Annotated in this window: 16 protein-coding genes; 5 read left to right on the plus strand and 11 right to left on the minus strand. The window is 56.9% G+C overall.

Features of this window, described 5'->3' with window-relative positions:
- Positions 1 to 3 precede the first annotated feature (3 nt).
- A complete protein-coding gene (locus tag P4L78_RS15730) occupies positions 4 to 507 on the minus strand; it encodes a GNAT family protein (RefSeq protein ID WP_309328801.1) in 504 nt (167 codons plus the stop codon).
- Positions 508 to 639: 132 nt separating this feature from the next.
- Complete coding sequence (locus tag P4L78_RS15735) at positions 640 to 1,548, minus strand: tetratricopeptide repeat protein (protein ID WP_309328803.1); 909 nt, start codon at positions 1,546 to 1,548, stop codon at positions 640 to 642.
- A 247-nt stretch (positions 1,549 to 1,795) separates the two neighbouring features.
- Between P4L78_RS15735 and P4L78_RS15740 the strand changes: the two genes are divergently transcribed.
- On the plus strand, positions 1,796 to 4,057 hold the full coding sequence (locus P4L78_RS15740; protein ID WP_309328805.1) for a mechanosensitive ion channel domain-containing protein: 2,262 nt from the start codon (positions 1,796 to 1,798) through the stop codon (positions 4,055 to 4,057).
- A 144-nt stretch (positions 4,058 to 4,201) separates the two neighbouring features.
- On the opposite strand, the gene P4L78_RS15745 is transcribed toward P4L78_RS15740, so the two are convergent.
- The 9 genes from P4L78_RS15745 to P4L78_RS15785 form a co-directional block, all read right to left on the minus strand.
- Positions 4,202 to 4,798, minus strand: a complete 597-nt coding sequence (locus P4L78_RS15745) for a PqiC family protein (RefSeq protein WP_309328807.1) — start codon at positions 4,796 to 4,798, stop codon at positions 4,202 to 4,204.
- Positions 4,795 to 6,447: an intermembrane transport protein PqiB gene (locus tag P4L78_RS15750; protein ID WP_283149119.1), complete on the minus strand. Its 1,653-nt coding sequence runs from the start codon at positions 6,445 to 6,447 to the stop codon at positions 4,795 to 4,797. The genes P4L78_RS15745 and P4L78_RS15750 overlap by 4 nt, the downstream gene beginning before the upstream one ends.
- The gene (locus P4L78_RS15755; protein ID WP_283149120.1) at positions 6,440 to 7,069 is read right to left on the minus strand and encodes a paraquat-inducible protein A; all 630 of its coding nucleotides are present in this window, start codon (positions 7,067 to 7,069) and stop codon (positions 6,440 to 6,442) included. The genes P4L78_RS15750 and P4L78_RS15755 overlap by 8 nt, the downstream gene beginning before the upstream one ends.
- Positions 7,066 to 7,677 (minus strand): paraquat-inducible protein A, encoded by a 612-nt coding sequence (locus P4L78_RS15760; protein WP_283149121.1) that lies wholly within the window; start codon positions 7,675 to 7,677, stop codon positions 7,066 to 7,068. The genes P4L78_RS15755 and P4L78_RS15760 overlap by 4 nt, the downstream gene beginning before the upstream one ends.
- Positions 7,678 to 7,870: 193 nt before the next feature.
- Positions 7,871 to 8,755, minus strand: coding sequence for a ZIP family metal transporter (locus P4L78_RS15765; protein WP_309328810.1), 885 nt, complete (start codon positions 8,753 to 8,755; stop codon positions 7,871 to 7,873).
- A gap of 139 nt (positions 8,756 to 8,894) precedes the next feature.
- On the minus strand, positions 8,895 to 9,632 hold the full coding sequence (locus tag P4L78_RS15770; RefSeq protein WP_309328812.1) for a dienelactone hydrolase family protein: 738 nt from the start codon (positions 9,630 to 9,632) through the stop codon (positions 8,895 to 8,897).
- 162 nt (positions 9,633 to 9,794) lie between these two features.
- On the minus strand, positions 9,795 to 10,583 hold the full coding sequence (locus P4L78_RS15775) for a methyltransferase domain-containing protein (protein ID WP_309328814.1): 789 nt from the start codon (positions 10,581 to 10,583) through the stop codon (positions 9,795 to 9,797).
- Positions 10,584 to 10,698: 115 nt separating this feature from the next.
- Positions 10,699 to 11,604: a LysR family transcriptional regulator gene (locus P4L78_RS15780; protein ID WP_309328816.1), complete on the minus strand. Its 906-nt coding sequence runs from the start codon at positions 11,602 to 11,604 to the stop codon at positions 10,699 to 10,701.
- A 162-nt stretch (positions 11,605 to 11,766) separates the two neighbouring features.
- Positions 11,767 to 12,342 carry a YIP1 family protein gene (locus tag P4L78_RS15785; RefSeq protein WP_283149126.1) on the minus strand — a complete coding sequence of 192 codons (576 nt, stop codon included), beginning with the start codon at positions 12,340 to 12,342 and terminating at the stop codon, positions 11,767 to 11,769.
- 273 nt (positions 12,343 to 12,615) lie between these two features.
- On the opposite strand from P4L78_RS15785, the gene P4L78_RS15790 reads away from it, so the two are divergent.
- The 4 genes from P4L78_RS15790 (at position 12,616) to hemE (ending at position 17,965) form a co-directional block, all read left to right on the plus strand.
- A complete protein-coding gene (locus tag P4L78_RS15790) occupies positions 12,616 to 14,307 on the plus strand; it encodes a glutamine--tRNA ligase/YqeY domain fusion protein (protein WP_309328818.1) in 1,692 nt (563 codons plus the stop codon).
- A 51-nt stretch (positions 14,308 to 14,358) separates the two neighbouring features.
- Entirely contained in the window at positions 14,359 to 14,835 is a 477-nt protein-coding gene (locus P4L78_RS15795; protein WP_283149128.1) for a hypothetical protein, read from the plus strand.
- Positions 14,836 to 15,089: 254 nt separating this feature from the next.
- The gene (locus P4L78_RS15800) at positions 15,090 to 16,826 is read left to right on the plus strand and encodes an ABC transporter ATP-binding protein/permease (protein ID WP_309328820.1); all 1,737 of its coding nucleotides are present in this window, start codon (positions 15,090 to 15,092) and stop codon (positions 16,824 to 16,826) included.
- Positions 16,827 to 16,894: 68 nt separating this feature from the next.
- Positions 16,895 to 17,965: a uroporphyrinogen decarboxylase gene (hemE, locus tag P4L78_RS15805; RefSeq protein ID WP_309328823.1), complete on the plus strand. Its 1,071-nt coding sequence runs from the start codon at positions 16,895 to 16,897 to the stop codon at positions 17,963 to 17,965.
- The last annotated feature ends 241 nt before the right edge of the window (positions 17,966 to 18,206 follow it).

Genomic DNA, 18,206 nt, shown 5'->3' on the forward strand with positions numbered 1-18,206 from the left:
GATTTAAAGCCGCAGTATCGCCATTTCTTCATCGTAAAACTGGCCGTTGACCAGAATGGCATCGGGCTCGCAGCCATAGGCGATAAAGCCCAGATGCGTGTAGAGGGCTTTGGCGGGCAGATTGTCAGTGCGCACGTTGAGCAACAATTGCCGCACACCGGTAGTCTCGCGTGCGGTGCGGATGGCTTCTTGCATCAAGGCTTTGGCATAGCCCTGACCACGCGCGGCGGCAGCGACAAATACGCCAACCACCAGCATCTTGTGCGCCAGTTTGCGGCGTTGGTCATGCAGCAAGCCGACGATGCCGACCAGCGCGTCATTATCAAATGCGCCCAATACCTGGTTCGGGCCGTCGGGCGCCAGTCGCCGTTCCAGTTCGGTGGGGGTTAGCGTAGTAAGTTCTTCTTCCACTGTGGGCATGAACGAGGTGGGCGAGTCGGCCAGAGCAGCAAGGCGCAATGCGCGATAAGCGTGCGCATCGGCGGGGAGCAAACGACGGATGTACATGGCTTGGCATAAATGAATACGGTCGGTTAGCCTCGCATGCCTGAGCCTGGTCTGGCAAGTCTGATCCACCACACCTCGCTACGTGTACGCACGTTCACTTCATGCATGGCGGATGTTCAAAACAAAACCGGTTTACCAGTTGCTGCTGTCGTCGCTACCGATATCCAGAGCGCTGTCCGAGAAGCCGCTGGAGCCGCCGCTATTATCCCAATCATTGCCGTTGCCAAAGTCGACCGGCTGGGATTCCAGTTGCTGGTCCACGTTGCCGTTGCCCGCGCCGTTTTCGTAGATGTAGGTGTTGTTTTCTACCACCCCTGGCTGCCCGGCCAGACCGCCACCGCGATGGTCCAGCATCTCGCCAATCAATACCCCTGCGGCCAGACCACCAGCTGCACCCGCCAGGCCTGCACCCAGACCGCTGCCACCCTGGTTGACCACCACCGGGCCGTTGCCATAGCCGTAACCGGCAGGCGTGCCGCCGCCATAAACCGGACCACCGGCGCCTACGCCAGGACCAGCAGCGCCCATGCCGCCGTTAAACACCGCAGGCTCGCGCCGACGGGTCAACCAGATCAATACGGCAAAGCCTGCTGCAACCAGCAACGCGATCATCAACCAGTTGCTGCCAAAACCGCTACTGCGCTGGGCATTCACAGCCGGAGCTTCTACTGCAGATTTGCTGACAGTGGTGACGGTTCTGGGCGTTGTGGCGGTGCCGGAATCGGCTTGGCCAGCGTTAAGCAGTTGCGCTTCAAACTTGTGGAATTTATCCGGATTGGTGAAGCGGATCTGCGGATCGAGTGTTTTTGCCTGCAGGGCCTGATTGGTCGCGTCGGCAAAACGGCCGTTGTGCGCGAGAATTTCAGCGTACACATAGTGCGCTTTGGCGCTGCCTGGCTTGCCTTCGACCACTTGCGCCATCAGTGTCTGGGCCTGGGCATAGTCTCCGGCGCGTACTGCGGCCTGGACATCTTGTTCAGACGGCAACGCAAAGGCGAGCGTAGTCGCTAGTGCAAAAAACAGACTGGCAATCCAACGCATGTTTTTTCTCCTGATCTGGCAATAAGCCGGTTCCGCTTGCGGCTGACCATGGGCTGGTCGACGCAAGCGGGGTTTTCATGGCGCAGTATCCGCACGCTCGCTTAAAGATGTCTTAACGACAGGTTTACGGGTTAGGGCCTGTGGCGCGGATCACGCCTGACACGGTCGCTGCCCTTGGTCTATTCTGCAAAGGCTTCCCATGCGTCTTGCATATGGGTGCGACCGGGCATTTTTTCGAGGACATCCTTTGAATCGCGTTGTGATTGTTTTTGGCGTCTTGCCACGCTTGCTGGCATCGTTGAGCGTGTTGTTGCTGGCGCTCTGGCTGCAATCGGCACAGGCCATTACCGTTCCAGGCTTGCCATCCAAGCCTGCGACCGCGACTGCGGCTGCAAGCGAGGCTTCTGCGGTGGCTTTTGCTGCCTCGCTCGATAACGTCATCAATACTCTGGAAGACAACCAGCGCCGCGATGCGCTGGTCGCCCAGCTCAAGAAAATGCGTACCGTCGCCAGCGCGGTGGCCGAACAAGCCAAGGCGGAACAAAACAATGGTTTGCTGGGCAGCGTGAACGGACTGACCAAGTGGTTGACCGAGCAAACAGATGAGCTGCTGACCAACCAGGTGGCGTGGGTGCAGTTGGTGCGCAACGCGCATTACGAAATGGTCCAGCACATAGAGCAGACACCCGGCGGCATCTGGCGGGTGTTATTTGGATTCACTGGTGCTTTGGCCATATGGGCGGCAGCGGCGTGGATACTCAACCGGTTGCTGACTCGGGTGCTGGCCCGTTTTAACGTGCAATCTCAGGGTCTACCTGCCGATTCTTCGACTCTGACGTTACTGGCCTACGCGGCACGCATGATCGGGCCATGGGCCCTGGCTTTTGTTTTGACCGTGCTTTTTACTCGCGACTGGTCGCATTCGGTCGGCGGGGCGTTGGCCTTCCTGCTGGCTTGGTGCTCGCTGTGCGGGGTCGTGTTTGCCGCGATGGCGCTGGTGTTGTTTTCGCTGTGCGGCGCTGGCCACCGCAAAGTAGCGGTGCGGGTGTTGTTGCGTAAGAGCATGCCTTGGCTAGCCACTTTTGGCGCGATGGCAGCGCTTAACGACGCCGGAAACGATGTGCGTACGCAATTGGCCCTAGGTATGAATGTCTGTTTCTTTATTACCACCGTGAGCCATCTGATCAACGCGGCTTTGCTGGCGATTTTTGCAGTGCGCTTTCGGCGGCCAATTGCACAGCTGATCCGTAACAACGCATGGAACGTGCGTCAGAATCGTAAAGCCGTAAACGAGACCTTGCAGCTTGTCTCGATTATCTGGCAGTGGCCGATTATCACGATTGCGGTGGTGGCAGGACTGGGGATTCTTGCCAGCGCCGGGCGCAACGGGCAACTCACTGACCAGGCAGTTCGTACCGTAATGTGGCTGGTGTTGGCTATTTTTATCAGCTTGATGTTGCGACGCAGTTATCACGCCCGGACGCGCCATCCCTCGTCTATTGAAAGAGGCTCGGTCTATGTGCGGCGCTTGCTGCAAATGGTGTTTGCGTTTGCCAATCTGGTGGTCGGACTGGTGTTCCTTGAGCTGATTTTGCATACGTGGCATTACTCGACGGATGACCTGGCAAAAATCGTGGTGGCTGGGCGGCGGCTGGATCAGGTGTTTTTCAGCATCGCCACCACGCTATGCGTTTCCTGGCTGGTGTGGGTCGTGCTGGACGCCATTATTGAAGAGCGCATTACCGGCAGAAAATCACAACGGCGAGGCGAGCGGGTTTCCAATCGTGCGCGCACCGTTTTGCCTTTGTTCCGCAGTGTCTTGCTGGTGGTGATTCTGATCGTTGCCGTGATTCTGTCGCTGGCTAATTTGGGGATTAACGTCAACCCTCTGCTCGCAGGTGCCGGGGTAATCGGTCTGGCGGTGGGCTTTGGGGCGCAGGCGCTGGTGCAGGATCTGATCACCGGCATTTTCATGCTTGTAGAAGACACCATCGCGCTGGGTGATGTGATTGATGCTGGCGGCCATGTGGGCACGGTCGAGGGCATTACCATGCGTACGGTGCGGATTCGCGATATTCAGGGGGCGGTGCATACGGTTCCGTTCAGCCAGATCAAAGCGGTCAAGAATCTTGGGCGCGACTTTGCCTACGCGGTATTCGACATTAGCGTGGCGTACGACAGCGACCTCGACAAGGTGCTGCAGATCATGCGCGATACCGGACGGGAAATGAGTCACGACGTGGCGTGGCGCAATGTGTTGCTGGCGCCGCTGGAAGTGCAAGGTCTGGAGCGCTTCGACACCAGTGCTATTGTGGTGAGAGCACGCTTCAGGACGCGGCCGCTGGAACAGTGGGACGTGGCGCGTACGTTCAATCTGCGTCTGAAGAAGAACTTCGACAAAGCGGGAGTAACAATGCCATTCCCGCAGATGGACGTGCACTTGAACGGCAGTTTGCAGCAGCCAGAAGCTTTGCCGGCACCGCCCAAAGACGGCGCCGCCACGGCTTAGTCGGTTTTCGGTCAGGCAACCCAAGTTGCCAGTTTGCGCTTCACCAGCCGCTATCGGTTACGCAAAGGGTGGATTGCATCGCGAATCCTCCCAGCAGTACTGAAGCGATCCGCAAACTGCCTGGCAAATGTCCCCCCCGCCGGGTTACTGCACCTTGCTACGCGGAATAGCTGCTGCAATCACTTGTGCCAGCTTTGCCAGTGCCCGGTCATGCGCTGCGGCCATTGCGGCGTAGCCGGTACCTTGCACCGGTTCTTCAATCACGTTGCGGCCCGACTGCACCGGCGTATTGGTCTTGTCGACCACTTGCCATACCGCTTCAATCACCGCCGTTTTGTCCAGTTGCGATTCAAAGCGCTGGATACCTACAGCAACTGTCCAGTTGGTGTTGGGCAAGGCCAGTTGTGGCCAGCCAGTGACGTTGGGCGTACCCAGAAGCCGTGCCAGATCGACTGCCAGCACCGCTGGTATCTGCGATTTAAGCGGTGCCGCCCAGCGCTGCTGTTCCAGCAAGGTCAAGCTATGGTCGGGCTGGTTAAGCACAAATTGGGGCCGGTCTACCACCGCTGGCACCGTGACCGCCGCCACCGCGACCACCAGATTGGCCGGTGCTGTGGTGGTGGCTGGCGCTGCCACCGGGTTGAGCGAGTAATAGTACTCAGGTGGCGCCGAGCCACATCCGGCCAGAGCCAGCGCCAGGATCGAAATCGTCAAAGCGGCGTTGAGAGCGGGGCGGATCATTTAGCGTCTTCCTTCTGCCCACGGAGCAAAGCGTCCGGATGGCGGCTGAGATAATCGGACAGGTCACGGAAGGCCTGCGCGGCTTTGGCCACTTCCTGCAGCGTGTCGTTCATGTTTTGCTGCACCGGTGCATCAGGCGAGAGGGTTTGTTTGGCCTGATTGATCGCCTCTTGCGCCTGCTTGAGCGTGTTCTGTGCTTCTGGCGCCACTTCGTTCTTCAGGCGATTGATTAGCGCATTACTGTTATCCAGCACTACGTTCAGATTGCGCAAGGCCTCATCGGCGTGGTCACCCATGGCCTCAATCGGCAAGCTATCCAGCTTCTTGGCGATAGACAACGCGGTGTCTTGCAACTGCGTCAGGCTGCCATTGATGGTCGGCAAAGACGGCGGGAATTGCTTCCAGTCGATGCTGGCCTTGGCGGCAGTCGGCACAAAATCGAGCGCCACATACAACTGGCCGGTAATCAGGTTGCCCGTACGCAATTGCGCGCGCAGCCCATGTTCCACCATCGTGTTGAGTATCTTGATACGCATGGTGTCCGTCTTGACCACTTCATCGCCGCCCTTGAGCCGCCCACGCAGACGCTCCGGATACAGATCAATGGTGACCGGCATAAGCAGGCTGTGTTCTTCCTTGGAGAATTCAAAATTGATGGCTTTGACTTCACCAATATTGATACCGCGAAAATCTACCGGTGCACCGATGCTCAAACCACGTAGCGATTCGCGGAAGTACAGCACAAATGGCGCACGTTCGCGGTCCGCCTCAGTCATGGCGGTGATACGGTCCGAGGCCAGCGTAAATTGGGTATCCGCGGGGGCGGCTTCGGCCATGTCCTGGCCAGGTGGCGCCTGGAAGGCAATACCACCGATAGCGATGGAAGCAAGCGACTGGGTGTCGATTTTCAAACCATTGGCATCCAGCGTCACGTCCACGCCACTGGCATGCCAGAAGCGGGTATTGGTGGTGACATACTGGTCATATGGCGCATGGACGAAGGCCTTCATGGTGATGCCCTTGCCATCTTTATCCAGTTTATAGGCAGAGACTTCGCCGACCTGGACGCGGCGGAAGAACAGCGGGGCGCCGACGTCGATCGAGCCCATGTCCTGCGCATGCAACACGAACTCCCGGCCCGCCTGGCGCGTGGTCACAATCGGAGCTTGTTCCAGCCCGGTGAAATCACGTTTGCTACTGGCCTGACGCGTGGGATCAATGCCGATATAAGCGCCAGACAATAACGTCCCCAAGCCGCTGACTGAGCCACCGGAAATACGTGGGCGCACGACCCAGAAACGGGTTTTATCACCCAACAGGTCGTCCGTAGCATGAGCCAGTTGCGCGGTGACCTTGATGTGCTGGCGATCATCGGTCAGTACTACGCCGGTGACGCTGCCGATATCCACATCCTTGTATTTGATTTTGGTCTTGCCGGCTTCAATGCCGTCGGCGGTCTCAAAGGTAATGGTGATGGTCGGGCCGCGCTGCAAGTAAGCGTGTACGGCAATCCAGCCACCGGCCAGAGCAGCGACAATGGGGATCAACCAGATCAATGAGGGCAGACGGCGTTTGGGCACCGCTTTGGCGGTGGGCACCTGTTCTTCGTCCGGGGATTGCGGGGGAGTATTTTGGGGATGATCAGTCATCGTCTTTTGGCTCTGGGTCCCAGATGAGGCGTGGATCGAACGACATGGCGGCAAACATGGTAATGACCACAACGCTGGCAAATGCCAGGGCGCCGGGGCCGGCGGAAATCGTCGCCAGCGACTGGAAGTGCACCAGCCCCACCATTAACGCCACCACAAAAATATCGAGCATGGACCAGCGACCGACAAATTCCACCATACGATAAAGCTTGGTGCGTTCTTGCTGGCGCCAGGTTGATTTGCGCTGCGCAGTAATGGCCAGAATGGTGAGCGCAATCAATTTGGCCAAGGGCACCGTCACGCTGGCACAAAACACCAGAATCGCCAGCGGCCACGAGCCGGAGGTCCACAGATAAATAACACCGCTCATGATGGTGTCATCTTCTTCGTAAATGATCGAAGCGGTATGCATCACCGGCAACAAGTTGGCCGGGATATAAAGAATGAACGCGGCAATCAGCAAGGCCCAAGTGCGCGTGAGGCTATTGGGCTTGCGCATGTGCAAGTGCGTGCCGCAGCGCGGACAACGGTCGCTGGCGTTGGGCACGTTTTTGCTGAGCAAACCGCAGGAATGGCAATTAAGCAAACCCTGGGCAGCGGCGGAGGCCGGATGAGGTTTCATCTTCCCTCCACCGGCAATTGACGCCAGATCTGGCGGGCATCGAACACCGAAAAAGCGGCGGTCATCAATAGCATCAACAGGGCGAACGACCACAAGGCAATGCCGGGGATAACGGTAGCCATAGCCGCCAGCTTGGTCAGCGACACCAGAATGCCCAGCATGAACACCTCAACCATGCTCCATGGCCGCAGCAACTGCAGCATGCGCAGCAAGTCTGGCACTCGCGGCGGCATGATGCCCAGCGAAAGTGGTAGCAACATATAAAGCATGATCAATAACTGAGTCGCCGGCACGATCACCGTGGTGATCATGACCAGAATGCCAAGCGTGTGCATGCCGTCGTTGTATAGCTCCAGCGCGGCGCCGGTCAGCGTGCAGGTGATTTCAGTACCGCCGATCTGCAAACCCATGATCGGAAAGAAATTAGCCAGCAAAAACAGAATGGTAGCGCCCAAGGTAAAAGCCAGGGTGCGCTCCTGACTATTTTGCGGCGCTGCGAACAACGTGGCGTTACAACGCGGACAACGAGCAACGCCACCGGGCTCCAGCTGTGGCGGGCGTAGCAGCAGATCACACTCATGACAGGCAATCAGGTGCTCATCGATCATTCAACTACTCGTTGGAAGAGGGGTGCAAGTGGCAACCTTCAAGGAGGCGAAGGCATGACCTAAATATAGTTTGAAGTTTGCAGGAATATAGCTGACTGCAATAATTTAGCCAGGTTTTGTGGGAGAACCCCTTGTTACGGCAACAAAAAAACGCCGATCTCGGGGCGCTTTTTGTTTAACCGGGTTTGCGGGCTCAACCAGGCAAAAAGTTGAACAATACCGCCACAACAATGCCAGCGCTAAAGCATGCTTGCGCGGCACTTGGTCGTTGCCATAAGCGTGGCCCCATCTCGCGGCCAATCACCCACAACATTGCCCCGGCAGCCAACGCCAGCAATGCGGGCAGCAATGCGGCAGAGATACTCAACGCCGCCGTGCCCAACAATGCTCCAGCCAGTTCTACCAGGCCGCTGGCCATGCCGCCCAATGCCGCTTTCCATGGCGAAGCACCAGCTCGCAACAACGCAGTAGCGACGGCAAAGCCTTCGGGGATATCTTGCAAGCTGATGCCAAAAGTGAGCGCGCCGCCACGTTGCGAGCCAGCCATGGAAACCCCGGCCGCAATCCCTTCTGGCAGATTTTGCAGCGTCATGGCCAGCGCAAACAGCAACAGGCCAAAACGTTCTGCCTCTGCTCCTTTCAACGCAGCCAGACTTTGCGCCCCGGCTTGCCAGCGGGCAAAACCAAATGCGCCCAAGGCGGTGATGGTGGCAATGGCCAGCAATGAAGCGCTGGCGGATGGCACGATCTTTTGCATGCCGGCAAACGCTTCTGGCAATACGCCGCTGAGGGTGACGGTGGCCATAATGCCGCCGCCTGCCATCATCAAACCACTGGCGAGTTTTTCTGGCATGCGACGAGCGAAGGCGACAGGCAGGGCGCCGATGGCGGTTGCTGCAGCCACGCTGACACCGGCAACCCAGCCTGGCTTGAGGCTGTCGCGAGTCAGCCAGAAAAATGCGGCCAACGCAGCCAGCGCCGATAACCACAACAGATAAGTGCGCGCACGTTGCGGCGGGGCATTATTTGCAGCTGGCGCTGAGAGTTGCTGCCCCAAGTTGAGTATGAGCGTGGTCATCGGGTAAATCCTGTGACGAGATGTCGTTAGGACTCATTATCGATAACCATTCTCATTTGTGAAAATGAAATATTCCAACCCAATGCATAGAGGGCAACTATCAAGGCCGCCCTCTATGCATTTGCGTAACTACGAATGTTTAGCGCAGGGTGCGGCTGAACAGGTCAAAGGCCAACTGATAACCCAGCGACGACAGTTGCGGATCAAAACGGTCGCCCTCATCGCGCATAAAGGCGTGCTGGCCGTTCAGTTCATGCCAGGTAAAGCTGAGCTTGGCATCGGTGAGTTTTTGGTAAACCTGCGCGCGTCCTTGCGGTGGAATATGCGGATCTTGCTTGCCCCAGATCATCAGCATTTCGCCGGTGATATCACCGATGCGTTCCAGCGTGTGCTGGCCAGGTTGATTCGGAATGGTGTTGGTATGCAGGTCAGTGGCATAGAAACATGCGGTGCCTTTTACTTCTGGCTGCAACGCGGCACGAAACGCCAGATGGCCGCCAATGCAGAAACCCATCGCGCCCAGATGGCCGTTGAACCAGTCTTGCTGGCCTAGATAGTCGATCATGGCGCGGTTATCTGCGTCATAACTCTCAACTGGCTTGGCTCCTTTATCTGCGTTACCTTTGTCTTTGCCCGCATCGTCATAGCCCAGCACCGTGCCAATCGGATTGAGTTCGTGGAACACCTCCGGCACCAGCACAGCGTAGCCATGACCCGCCAGAAAACGCGCGGCGCGGGCAATCGGTGCGGTTTGCTGAAAAATCTCTGAATAAAACAGAATGGCCGGAAAAGCGCCCGCTGTATTCGGGCGATGCACATAAGTGCGCATGGTGCCGGTGGGCGTGGGCAGATCGACGATATGGTTCTGGATCAGCATGGTTTGCTCCGCGTGGGCCTGGTCGCGCCGATGGGCACGAGTGGAAAAGATTCAGGCGGATTATTCCACGATTGGGCGCACATTGTGATGACACCCGAACCCGTTTTCGTACACCTCGCCGGGCCAGGCCGATGAGGTGTACGAACCGCCGTGTATTAGCGCTTAAGCGTGGCTGGCGTGGCGCAATGACACCTGCAAGCGCACCATGCGGACATTGATGTCACCCGGGTTGGCCGCCAGATAAGCGTCAACCACCGCTTCGATGTAATCCGCTCGTGCGGCTTCTGGCACTGGTTCAATAAACGGCAACCAGGCAGTGCGCAGCCAGCCGTTGAATGCAGCACGGTCCGCATACGGCATGATCTTTGGGATCAACTGCGCATCGACCACCGTCAACCCGGCTTCTTGTGCCCAGCGCTGATAATCCTCGACCCGATGAAAGCCATAGGGAAAGCGGAATTCGGCAAAATGGGCGGCCCACTCGGGGCGGCTGCGCACAGTATCGAATGCAGCAATAATGCCAGCACCGTTGCCGTGCCCACCCAACTGCAACAGCGCATGGCCATGTGGCAACAACGCGTTGGCAATGCCACGCAAGACGCTGGCATGCTCGCCGGGCACCCAATGAATCGCCGCGTTGGAGAAAATCACCGAAAAGCGCGCTGGGTAGGGCAAAGCTGCCGCGTCGGCCACTTCAAAACTGAGATTAGGCAGTGGCGCGCTCATATGCTCGCGTTGGGCGTGGGCGATCATCTCTGGCGAAAAATCGGTACCGAGCACGCTGCCCTGCGGCACCAGCGAGGCGATTACCGCGGTATGACGGCCATCACCACAGCCAATATCCAGCACGGTGTCATCGTGTTTGAGGTCGAGTTGCGCAATCAGCTCTTTGGCCCAGCGTTCCTGGCCGGTCGAGTTCTGGGCATAGTCTTGTGGATTCCAGCGTGCCATGTTTTGTTGCTCCCTGTTGGTAAGGGCTCTAGCTTGCAGTAATCATCCATCTTGCAGAACTGAAGTCTGGCGACGATGGCATCGCAAACGGAGATGGCTGTGCCGATCAAGCCAATCAATATTGTTGCTGCAAATGCTCGAACAGTTTTTGCGTAGCGGGCGAGGGTGGCTCGTTGTCGCGGGTGCACAGGCATAACTGCCGCTGCGCCCACGTATCGGTCAGCGTTAGCCCATGCAAACCCAGCGACGCTACATAGGGCGTCGTCGCCGCTCGCGGCACCACGCCAACGCCCAAACCAGCCGCGACCATGGCGCAGACCGCGTCAAAGCTGGTGACTTGCACTAGCGGGCGCAAATCGTGACCAGCCTCGGCGGCTTCGCGGGTTAGCCGCGCATGCAAGGTACTGTTGGCATGCAGTCCCACCAGCGGCCACGCCAGCGCCTGTGCAAAGGAGATATGGGTTTGTGTTGCGAGCGGGTGATCTGGCGGGACGACCAATTGCAGCTCATCCTGCCGAAAGGGCGTCAGTGTTAGCCCCGGCAGGTGTGGCAATTCGCTGACGATGCCTAAATCCGCCACGCCATCCAGCACGGCTTGGGCGACCACACTGCTGACTTGCTCCTGCAACTGCACGCGTATGCCCGGATACACGTGCCGAAACGCCACCAGTGCGCCCGGTAGAAATTCAACAATTGCCGAAATATTGGCAAACAGCCGCACATGCCCTGAAACACCATCGGCGTAGTCGCGCATTTCGCCTTCAAGCTGCCGCGCTTGTTCCAGCAACCCCTGTGCCCGGCCCCGCAACGCTTGGCCGGCGGGAGTGAGCCGCACACCACGGCTGTGGCGTTCAATCAATGCCGTCGCAAAGTGGGTCTCAAGGTCAGAGATCCGTTTGCTGACAGCAGAAGCCACCATATGGCTGCGTTCTGCGGTTGCGGCGATGCTGCCGGTTTCGGCGACGCTGACAAACAGTTCCAGGTCTTTCCAGTCAAAACGGATTGGCGCGGTTGAGGGCATGTGAAGCCTGAGATGGGAGACTTGCTGCGGATTATCGCTCAGGCATAAAAGGGGCGGGCCACAAGATGGAATCGCTGCAGAACCGGCACCAATAGCAACAGCCCGGATTGCTCTGCAAATCCGGGCTGCAGATCACCGTCGGTTAACTGGTTAACTGGCAAATCAATGAATAATAATCACCGGCAACGCCGCGATCACGCCCAAGACAGCCCAGGCACCCGCGCCAATCCACATCACCAGCCAGGTCATATCACGGGTATCTTCGTCGCGATCATGCGACAGCATTGCCGGAACGCCGTGATACAGCAGCAAGCAGGCGATGCCCAAGCCGAGCAAACCACACAGCATATTGAACGCCACCACCGGCACAAACAAGGTCAGTGAAGATAACCAAAGTGGCACCGCCGCCAGTGTGGCGAGCAGGTAACTGTTGTCTTTATCGGCTTTGCCTGCCACCTGGCGCGACAACACGTTAATCACCCACGCCATACCGCGTACCGACAAGAGTTCTGCCACGAAGAACAGCAGTGCGGTACTGAGCCAGTACTGCATGGGCGCATTCGGCGCGTAGAAGCTGCCATGGGCCATTCCGGCGTAAGTAATCATCAATACCGGCAGAATGGATAAGGGCAGGACCAGCTTGAAGAAGATGCCGCGCGCGGTGGGATGTTTAACCCGCAATTCGTCCCAGCCACGGTGATCCGAAACCAGCATGTGCGAATAGCTAGAGATTTTCATCGTAACCTCCTGAGCCTGTTGGATCGCGCATGAAGTGTGTTGGTATGCGCACTGTATTGGACTGCCGTAACGTCAGAAATATCTACCGCGTGGCTGACTATCCGATGAAGTGCAGCCGGTGATTTGACGCCCAGCCTGGTGAACCGGATTGCGGGATGTACAGTGCGCTCGGCGGCGCTGTCAGTGCTTTTGTACGCCGCGCTGGCATTTGGCCGTCCAGATGGCCGGTTTCAGCTACAATCGTCGTTTTCGATATTTACTAATTGCACCGTCATGAGCAACGAAGCCCCAGCACCGGTTATCAGCAATTTCATCCGTCATATCATCGAAGGCGATCTGGCCTCCGGCAAGCGCAGCGGTGTGGTTACCCGCTTTCCGCCTGAGCCCAATGGTTATCTGCACGTCGGTCATGCCAAATCCATCTGCCTGAATTTTGGCGTGGCACAGGATTACCAAGGCGTTTGCCATCTGCGTATGGACGACACCAATCCGGAGAAAGAAGAAGACGAATACATTGCCGCGATCCAGGAAGACGTGCGCTGGCTGGGTTACGAATGGGATGGCGAGGTTCGTTACGCATCCAACTACTTCGACCAGCTTTATGCGTTTGCTGAAGAACTGATTGGCGCTAGCAAAGCGTATGTTGATGATCTGACGCCGGAAGAAATGCGCCAGTATCGCGGCAATCTGAGCGAACCCGGCAAAGATAGCCCGTACCGCACGCGCACGCCGGAAGAAAACCTGGCGTTGTTCCAGCAAATGCGTGACGGCGCGTTTGCCGATGGCAGCAAGACGCTGCGCCTGAAAATCGACATGAGCTCGGGCAACATCAATCTGCGCGATCCGGTGATCTACCGCATCCGCCGCGCCACGCACCATCAGACTGGTGACAAGTGGTGCATCTACCCGATGTACGACTACACCCATTGCATTTCTGATGCGCTGGAAGGCATTACGCACTCACTGTGTACGCTGGAGTTTGAAGACCATCGCCCGCTGTACGACTGGGTGCTGGACAACATCACCATTCCGACCCACCCGCAACAGATCGAATTCTCGCGGCTGGAGTTGTTGAGCGTGGTGACCTCCAAGCGCAAGCTCAAGCAACTGGTCGACGAAAAACTGGTAAGCGGTTGGGATGACCCACGTATGCCAACCGTGACTGGCATGCGCCGTCGTGGTTACAGCCCGGAAGGCGTGCGCTTGTTTGCGCAACGCGCCGGTGTTTCCAAAACACCAAACGTGGTCGACTTTACTTCGCTTGAAGGCGCGGTGCGCGAAACGCTGGAAGAAACCAGCCCGCGCGTGATAGCCGTGCTTGATCCGATCAAGGTGACGCTGACCAACTTCGAAGAAGGCGTGACCGGCAGCCGTAGCGCACCGTTCCATCCGCATCACGAAGAATGGGGCGAGCGCGAGATTCCGCTGTCGCGTGAAATCTTCATCGAACGTGAAGACTTTGCCGAAGTGCCACCGCCCAAGTGGCAACGCCTGACGTTGGGCGCCGAAGTTCGCCTGCGTTATTCGTATGTGATCAAGTGTGATGAAGTCATCAAGGACGCTGCTGGCAACGTGGTTGAGCTCAAATGCTCGCTCGATACCGAAACGCTGGGGCAGAACCCGGTTGGCCGCAAGGTGAAGGGCGTGATCCACTGGATTTCCGCCGCACATGCCATTGAAGCAGAAGTGCGCATGTACGACCGCCTGTTTACCGAGTCGCGCCCAGATGCCGTGCGTGGTGCCGATGGCGAATATGTGGATTTCAAACAGTTCATTAACCCGAATTCACTGAAAGTGGTGACGGGCTATATTGAGCCGATAGTGAAAGACGCAGCGCCAGAAACGCGTTACCAGTTTGAACGTTTGGGTTACTTCGTCACCGATCGCAGAGATCATGTCGCAGGCGGCAAGCCGGTGTTTAACCGCACCGTCACCCTGCGCGATACCTGGGCGGCGAAAGAGTAATCAATAAAACCGATGAAATCGGTCAATAACAAATAAAGCTGAAAACAGAAGATGCTGAAACGAACCCTGCTTGCATTGGCGCTGGCGGCAACGGCATGGGCGGCGCATGCCGCTGATGATGCCGCAGCCAGTACCGTTACGGTTGAAGCGGGCGCTGCAGCGGATGACGCACCCGATGCGCCACCCGCTGCAGCGCAACTGCCGCCACCCTCGCACCCGATTTTTCGCGGACGCGTGGGTGAAGCGCCGATGCAAGTGGCTTTCAGTTTTCTGGGCGACCACGCTTCCGATGAAGTCGGACAAATCGACTATCAAAAGTTGAGTGTGAATCAGATCGCAACCAGCAAAGATCGCCAGCAAGTGAATGTCGATGTAACCATGCTCGGTGCCCTGGAAAGTGCCCGTGCGGCTCAGCGTTTTCAGCTGAAAATGCTTTATGCCGATAAAACATGGTTCATTACCGCCGCCCGACAAGACTGGAAGTGCCACGCAAGTGGTAGCGGCTGGACACAGCGTCCCTGCAAATAACACGACCAACCTGGCTAGATGCGCGTGAGCGGCGTCATCGCAGTTAGCGTGGCGCGTTACTGTGGCAGCACTCCATACAGTGCATTAATTCGAAAGTAGAAAGCATGCAAGAACCCGGTGTGTGACGCAGGCCGCTTGCCGCAGCCACGCCGGGTATTCGGTTCGGTGGGCCGGTCCACCGATTGCGTTGAAGGTCGTTGTCATTTTCACAGCCTGCATTATCCGATGCGGCTTTCTGTGAATAGGGGCGCTGAATGGCTGAAGATCACGCAACGCTGCACGTTTCTGCATCAAAAAACACCCGCCATTTGCTCGCTAATTTCTGGCGTTTATGTCGCCCGTTCTGGGTGGACCGCGCGCACTGGTGGCAGGCGTGGGGCTTGCTGGTGCTGGTGTTGTCGCTAACTGGCGGCAATATTTATCTCAATAAGTGGTTCAACACCTGGCAGGGTGATCTGTACAACGCGCTGCAGACTCTGGACTTTGGTGCTTTCAAAAAGCTGATCCTGGAATTTTGCTGGATTTCCGGCCTTACCATCGTGGCGGGGGTCTACAGCACTTATTTCCAGCAAATGCTGCAGATCATCTGGCGGCGCTGGCTCACGCGCTCGTTGCTCAACCAATGGCTGACTGAGCAAAACTACTATCGACTGCAACTGACTGACCATAAAACCGACAACCCGGACCAACGGATCGCCGAGGATGTGGATGAATTCGTTAGCCGCTCGCTGGGTCTCTTTCTAAGTACTCTGAGTGATATTGGTACCTTGGTTACATTTTCGGCTTTGCTGTGGCAGTTATCTGGGCCGTTGCGCACGATATTGGGCGGCCATCAATTAGTCATTCCCGGTTATATGTTCTGGATAGCGCTTGTTTACGCGGTGATTGGCACGGTTATTACGTTCTGGATTGGATTGCCTCTGGTAAGACTTAATTTTTTCCAGCAACGCTATGAGGCTGATTTTCGTTATGGCCTGATTCGTTTGCGTGAAAATGCGGATGCAGTCGCTCTGTATAAAGGGGAAACGCAGGAAAGCACCATCTTGCAGCAACGTTTTGGCAACGTGATGAGCAACTTCTGGTTGCTGATGAAAAAACGCAAAGCTTTGGGTTTCTACGTCAGCTCTTACACGCAGTTGTCCATACTTTTCCCAATGGTGGTGATGGCGCCCCGCGTGTTTGCCAAACAAGTTACTTTAGGTGTGTACATCCAGATTGCCGATGCTTTCGGCCAGGTGCAGGGGGCGTTATCCAGCTTTATTAACAACTTCACCGAATGGGCGCGCTGGAAGTCGGTGGTCGATCGTTTATCCACATTTCAGTCCGGGCTCGACCAGGTTGCGGTCATGCCCAGATTGCAGCCGGAATACGCGGGTCAATCCATGCAGGTTGACTTGCAATCCGTCACCAAACCCGATGGCGAGGTACTGCTGCAGGACGTCAGCTGGTCATTGCAAAGTGGCGACAGATTGATGATCCAGGGGCGCTCCGGTTGTGGCAAATCGACGTTGATTCGCGCGCTGGCGGGTATCTGGCCGTACGCCCATGGCAAGCTGGCTTACCCGGAACAAGGCAGTACATTGTTTCTCTCGCAAAGACCCTATTTGCCGCTTGGCACCCTGCGCGAGGCTATGTATTATCCATGCCCCCCACGTCATGACGATGCCGCACTGGCGCAGTTGCTGGAACTGGCCAATTTGCAGCATCTACAGCCCCAGCTGGATAAACGCGATATGTGGTCGCATATCCTGAGCATCGGTGAGCAACAACGGGTGGCTTTGTTGCGGGCGTTGTTGAACCCGCCCGGCGTGTTGCTGATGGATGAAGCGACCTCGGCGCTGGATTCCGAAACCGAAGCCACCTTGTTTGCCGCGCTGCTGGCGCGCTTGCCCGGCTGCATCATGGTGAGCGTGGCGCATGGCGATGAACTGCGGCCGTATCACAACAAGGTGTTATCCTGCACGGCGCCGGGCAACTGGCAGATGACATGACGGCGCAGGGTTTGCGCATGAACCAACATTTTGACCGGTCTCTCTGAGATCTGAAGACAGGCGAGAACATGGCAACATCACAGCTCAAGAACGACGTTTTCCTGCGTGCCCTGGCGCGTGAACCGGTGCCCTACACACCCGTATGGCTGATGCGTCAGGCCGGTCGGTACTTGCCGGAATACCGCGCCACGCGGGCCAAAGCGGGTTCGTTTCTTGATCTGTGCAAGTCTAAAGAATATGCCACCGAAGTCACCCTGCAGCCGCTGGATCGCTTCGAGCTGGACGCTGCCATTTTGTTTTCGGACATCCTCACCGTACCGGACGCCATGGGTCTGGGCTTGTACTTTGCTGAGGGCGAAGGCCCCAAGTTTGCGCGCCCATTGCGTGACGAAACCGCCATCCGCAAGCTGGCCGTGCCCGATGTTGGCACCGAACTGCAATACGTATTCGATGCTGTGAGTTCCATCCGCACCGCACTGGACGGCCGGGTGCCGCTGATTGGTTTCTCCGGCAGCCCGTTTACCCTGGCCTGTTACATGATCGAAGGCGGTGGCTCGGACAATTACGCCACGGTCAAAACCATGCTGTACGACCGCCCGGATTTGTTGCACCACATCCTGGACGTTAACGCCCGCACGGTGATTGACTACCTGAACGCGCAGGTCGAAGCTGGTGCACAAGCACTGATGATTTTTGATACCTGGGGTGGTTCACTCGCCGCTGGTAAATATCAGGAGTTCTCGCTGGCTTATATGCAGCGCGTGGTGAACGGCCTGACCCGTCAGGCCGATGGGCGTAAGGTGCCGGTGATCCTGTTTACCAAGGGCGGCGGCTTGTGGCTGGAAGAAATGGCTGGCACCGGCTGCGATGCTTTGGGTCTGGACTGGACTGTAGACTTGGGCGCTGTGCGTCAGCGCGTTGGCAGTCAGGTTGCTCTGCAAGGTAACTTTGATCCGGTGGCACTGATGGCGCAACCCGCTGCCATTGAAGCCGAAGTGGCGCGGTTGCTTGCATCATGGGGTAATGGAACTGGCCATATCTTTAATCTGGGTCACGGCATTGGTCAGTTTACTCCCCCGGATAATGTAAAGGTTCTCGTTGAAAGCGTGCATAAGCTTTCAAGACCCTATCATTCCTGATTTTTCCAAGTCATTGTGAATCAATCATTTAGCGCGCAATGTTCAAGCGCGCCTGGCGTATGGTGATTTACTTATTCACACTGAAAATTTGCCACAAAACAGCTTTGTCAAGCCCTCGTCACAAAGAGATGTCAAAACAATACATATAATTTAAGTTATTGATTTATAACGAAATTATATTTTGGTTTAAAAAATAGGCAATCCAGCCTACATCTTGTTGTAACGCGGGTTTCACGCAGTT

The organism is Silvimonas sp. (assembly GCF_031291215.1).
GTDB lineage: Bacteria > Pseudomonadota > Gammaproteobacteria > Burkholderiales > Chitinibacteraceae > Silvimonas > Silvimonas soli.

Excerpts from the sequence above, each read along its gene's own strand:
- P4L78_RS15730 (WP_309328801.1), bottom strand. The coding sequence starts at position 507 with ATGTACATCCGTCGTTTGCTCCCCGCCGATGCGCACGCTTATCGCGCA.
- P4L78_RS15735 (WP_309328803.1), bottom strand. The coding sequence starts at position 1,548 with ATGCGTTGGATTGCCAGTCTGTTTTTTGCACTAGCGACTACGCTCGCC.
- P4L78_RS15745 (WP_309328807.1), bottom strand. The coding sequence starts at position 4,798 with ATGATCCGCCCCGCTCTCAACGCCGCTTTGACGATTTCGATCCTGGCG.
- P4L78_RS15750 (WP_283149119.1), bottom strand. The coding sequence starts at position 6,447 with ATGACTGATCATCCCCAAAATACTCCCCCGCAATCCCCGGACGAAGAA.
- P4L78_RS15755 (WP_283149120.1), bottom strand. The coding sequence starts at position 7,069 with ATGAAACCTCATCCGGCCTCCGCCGCTGCCCAGGGTTTGCTTAATTGC.
- P4L78_RS15760 (WP_283149121.1), bottom strand. The coding sequence starts at position 7,677 with ATGATCGATGAGCACCTGATTGCCTGTCATGAGTGTGATCTGCTGCTA.
- P4L78_RS15765 (WP_309328810.1), bottom strand. The coding sequence starts at position 8,755 with ATGACCACGCTCATACTCAACTTGGGGCAGCAACTCTCAGCGCCAGCT.
- P4L78_RS15770 (WP_309328812.1), bottom strand. The coding sequence starts at position 9,632 with ATGCTGATCCAGAACCATATCGTCGATCTGCCCACGCCCACCGGCACC.
- P4L78_RS15775 (WP_309328814.1), bottom strand. The coding sequence starts at position 10,583 with ATGGCACGCTGGAATCCACAAGACTATGCCCAGAACTCGACCGGCCAG.
- P4L78_RS15780 (WP_309328816.1), bottom strand. The coding sequence starts at position 11,604 with ATGCCCTCAACCGCGCCAATCCGTTTTGACTGGAAAGACCTGGAACTG.
- P4L78_RS15785 (WP_283149126.1), bottom strand. The coding sequence starts at position 12,342 with ATGAAAATCTCTAGCTATTCGCACATGCTGGTTTCGGATCACCGTGGC.
- P4L78_RS15790 (WP_309328818.1), top strand. The coding sequence starts at position 12,616 with ATGAGCAACGAAGCCCCAGCACCGGTTATCAGCAATTTCATCCGTCAT.
- P4L78_RS15795 (WP_283149128.1), top strand. The coding sequence starts at position 14,359 with ATGCTGAAACGAACCCTGCTTGCATTGGCGCTGGCGGCAACGGCATGG.
- P4L78_RS15800 (WP_309328820.1), top strand. The coding sequence starts at position 15,090 with ATGGCTGAAGATCACGCAACGCTGCACGTTTCTGCATCAAAAAACACC.
- hemE (WP_309328823.1), top strand. The coding sequence starts at position 16,895 with ATGGCAACATCACAGCTCAAGAACGACGTTTTCCTGCGTGCCCTGGCG.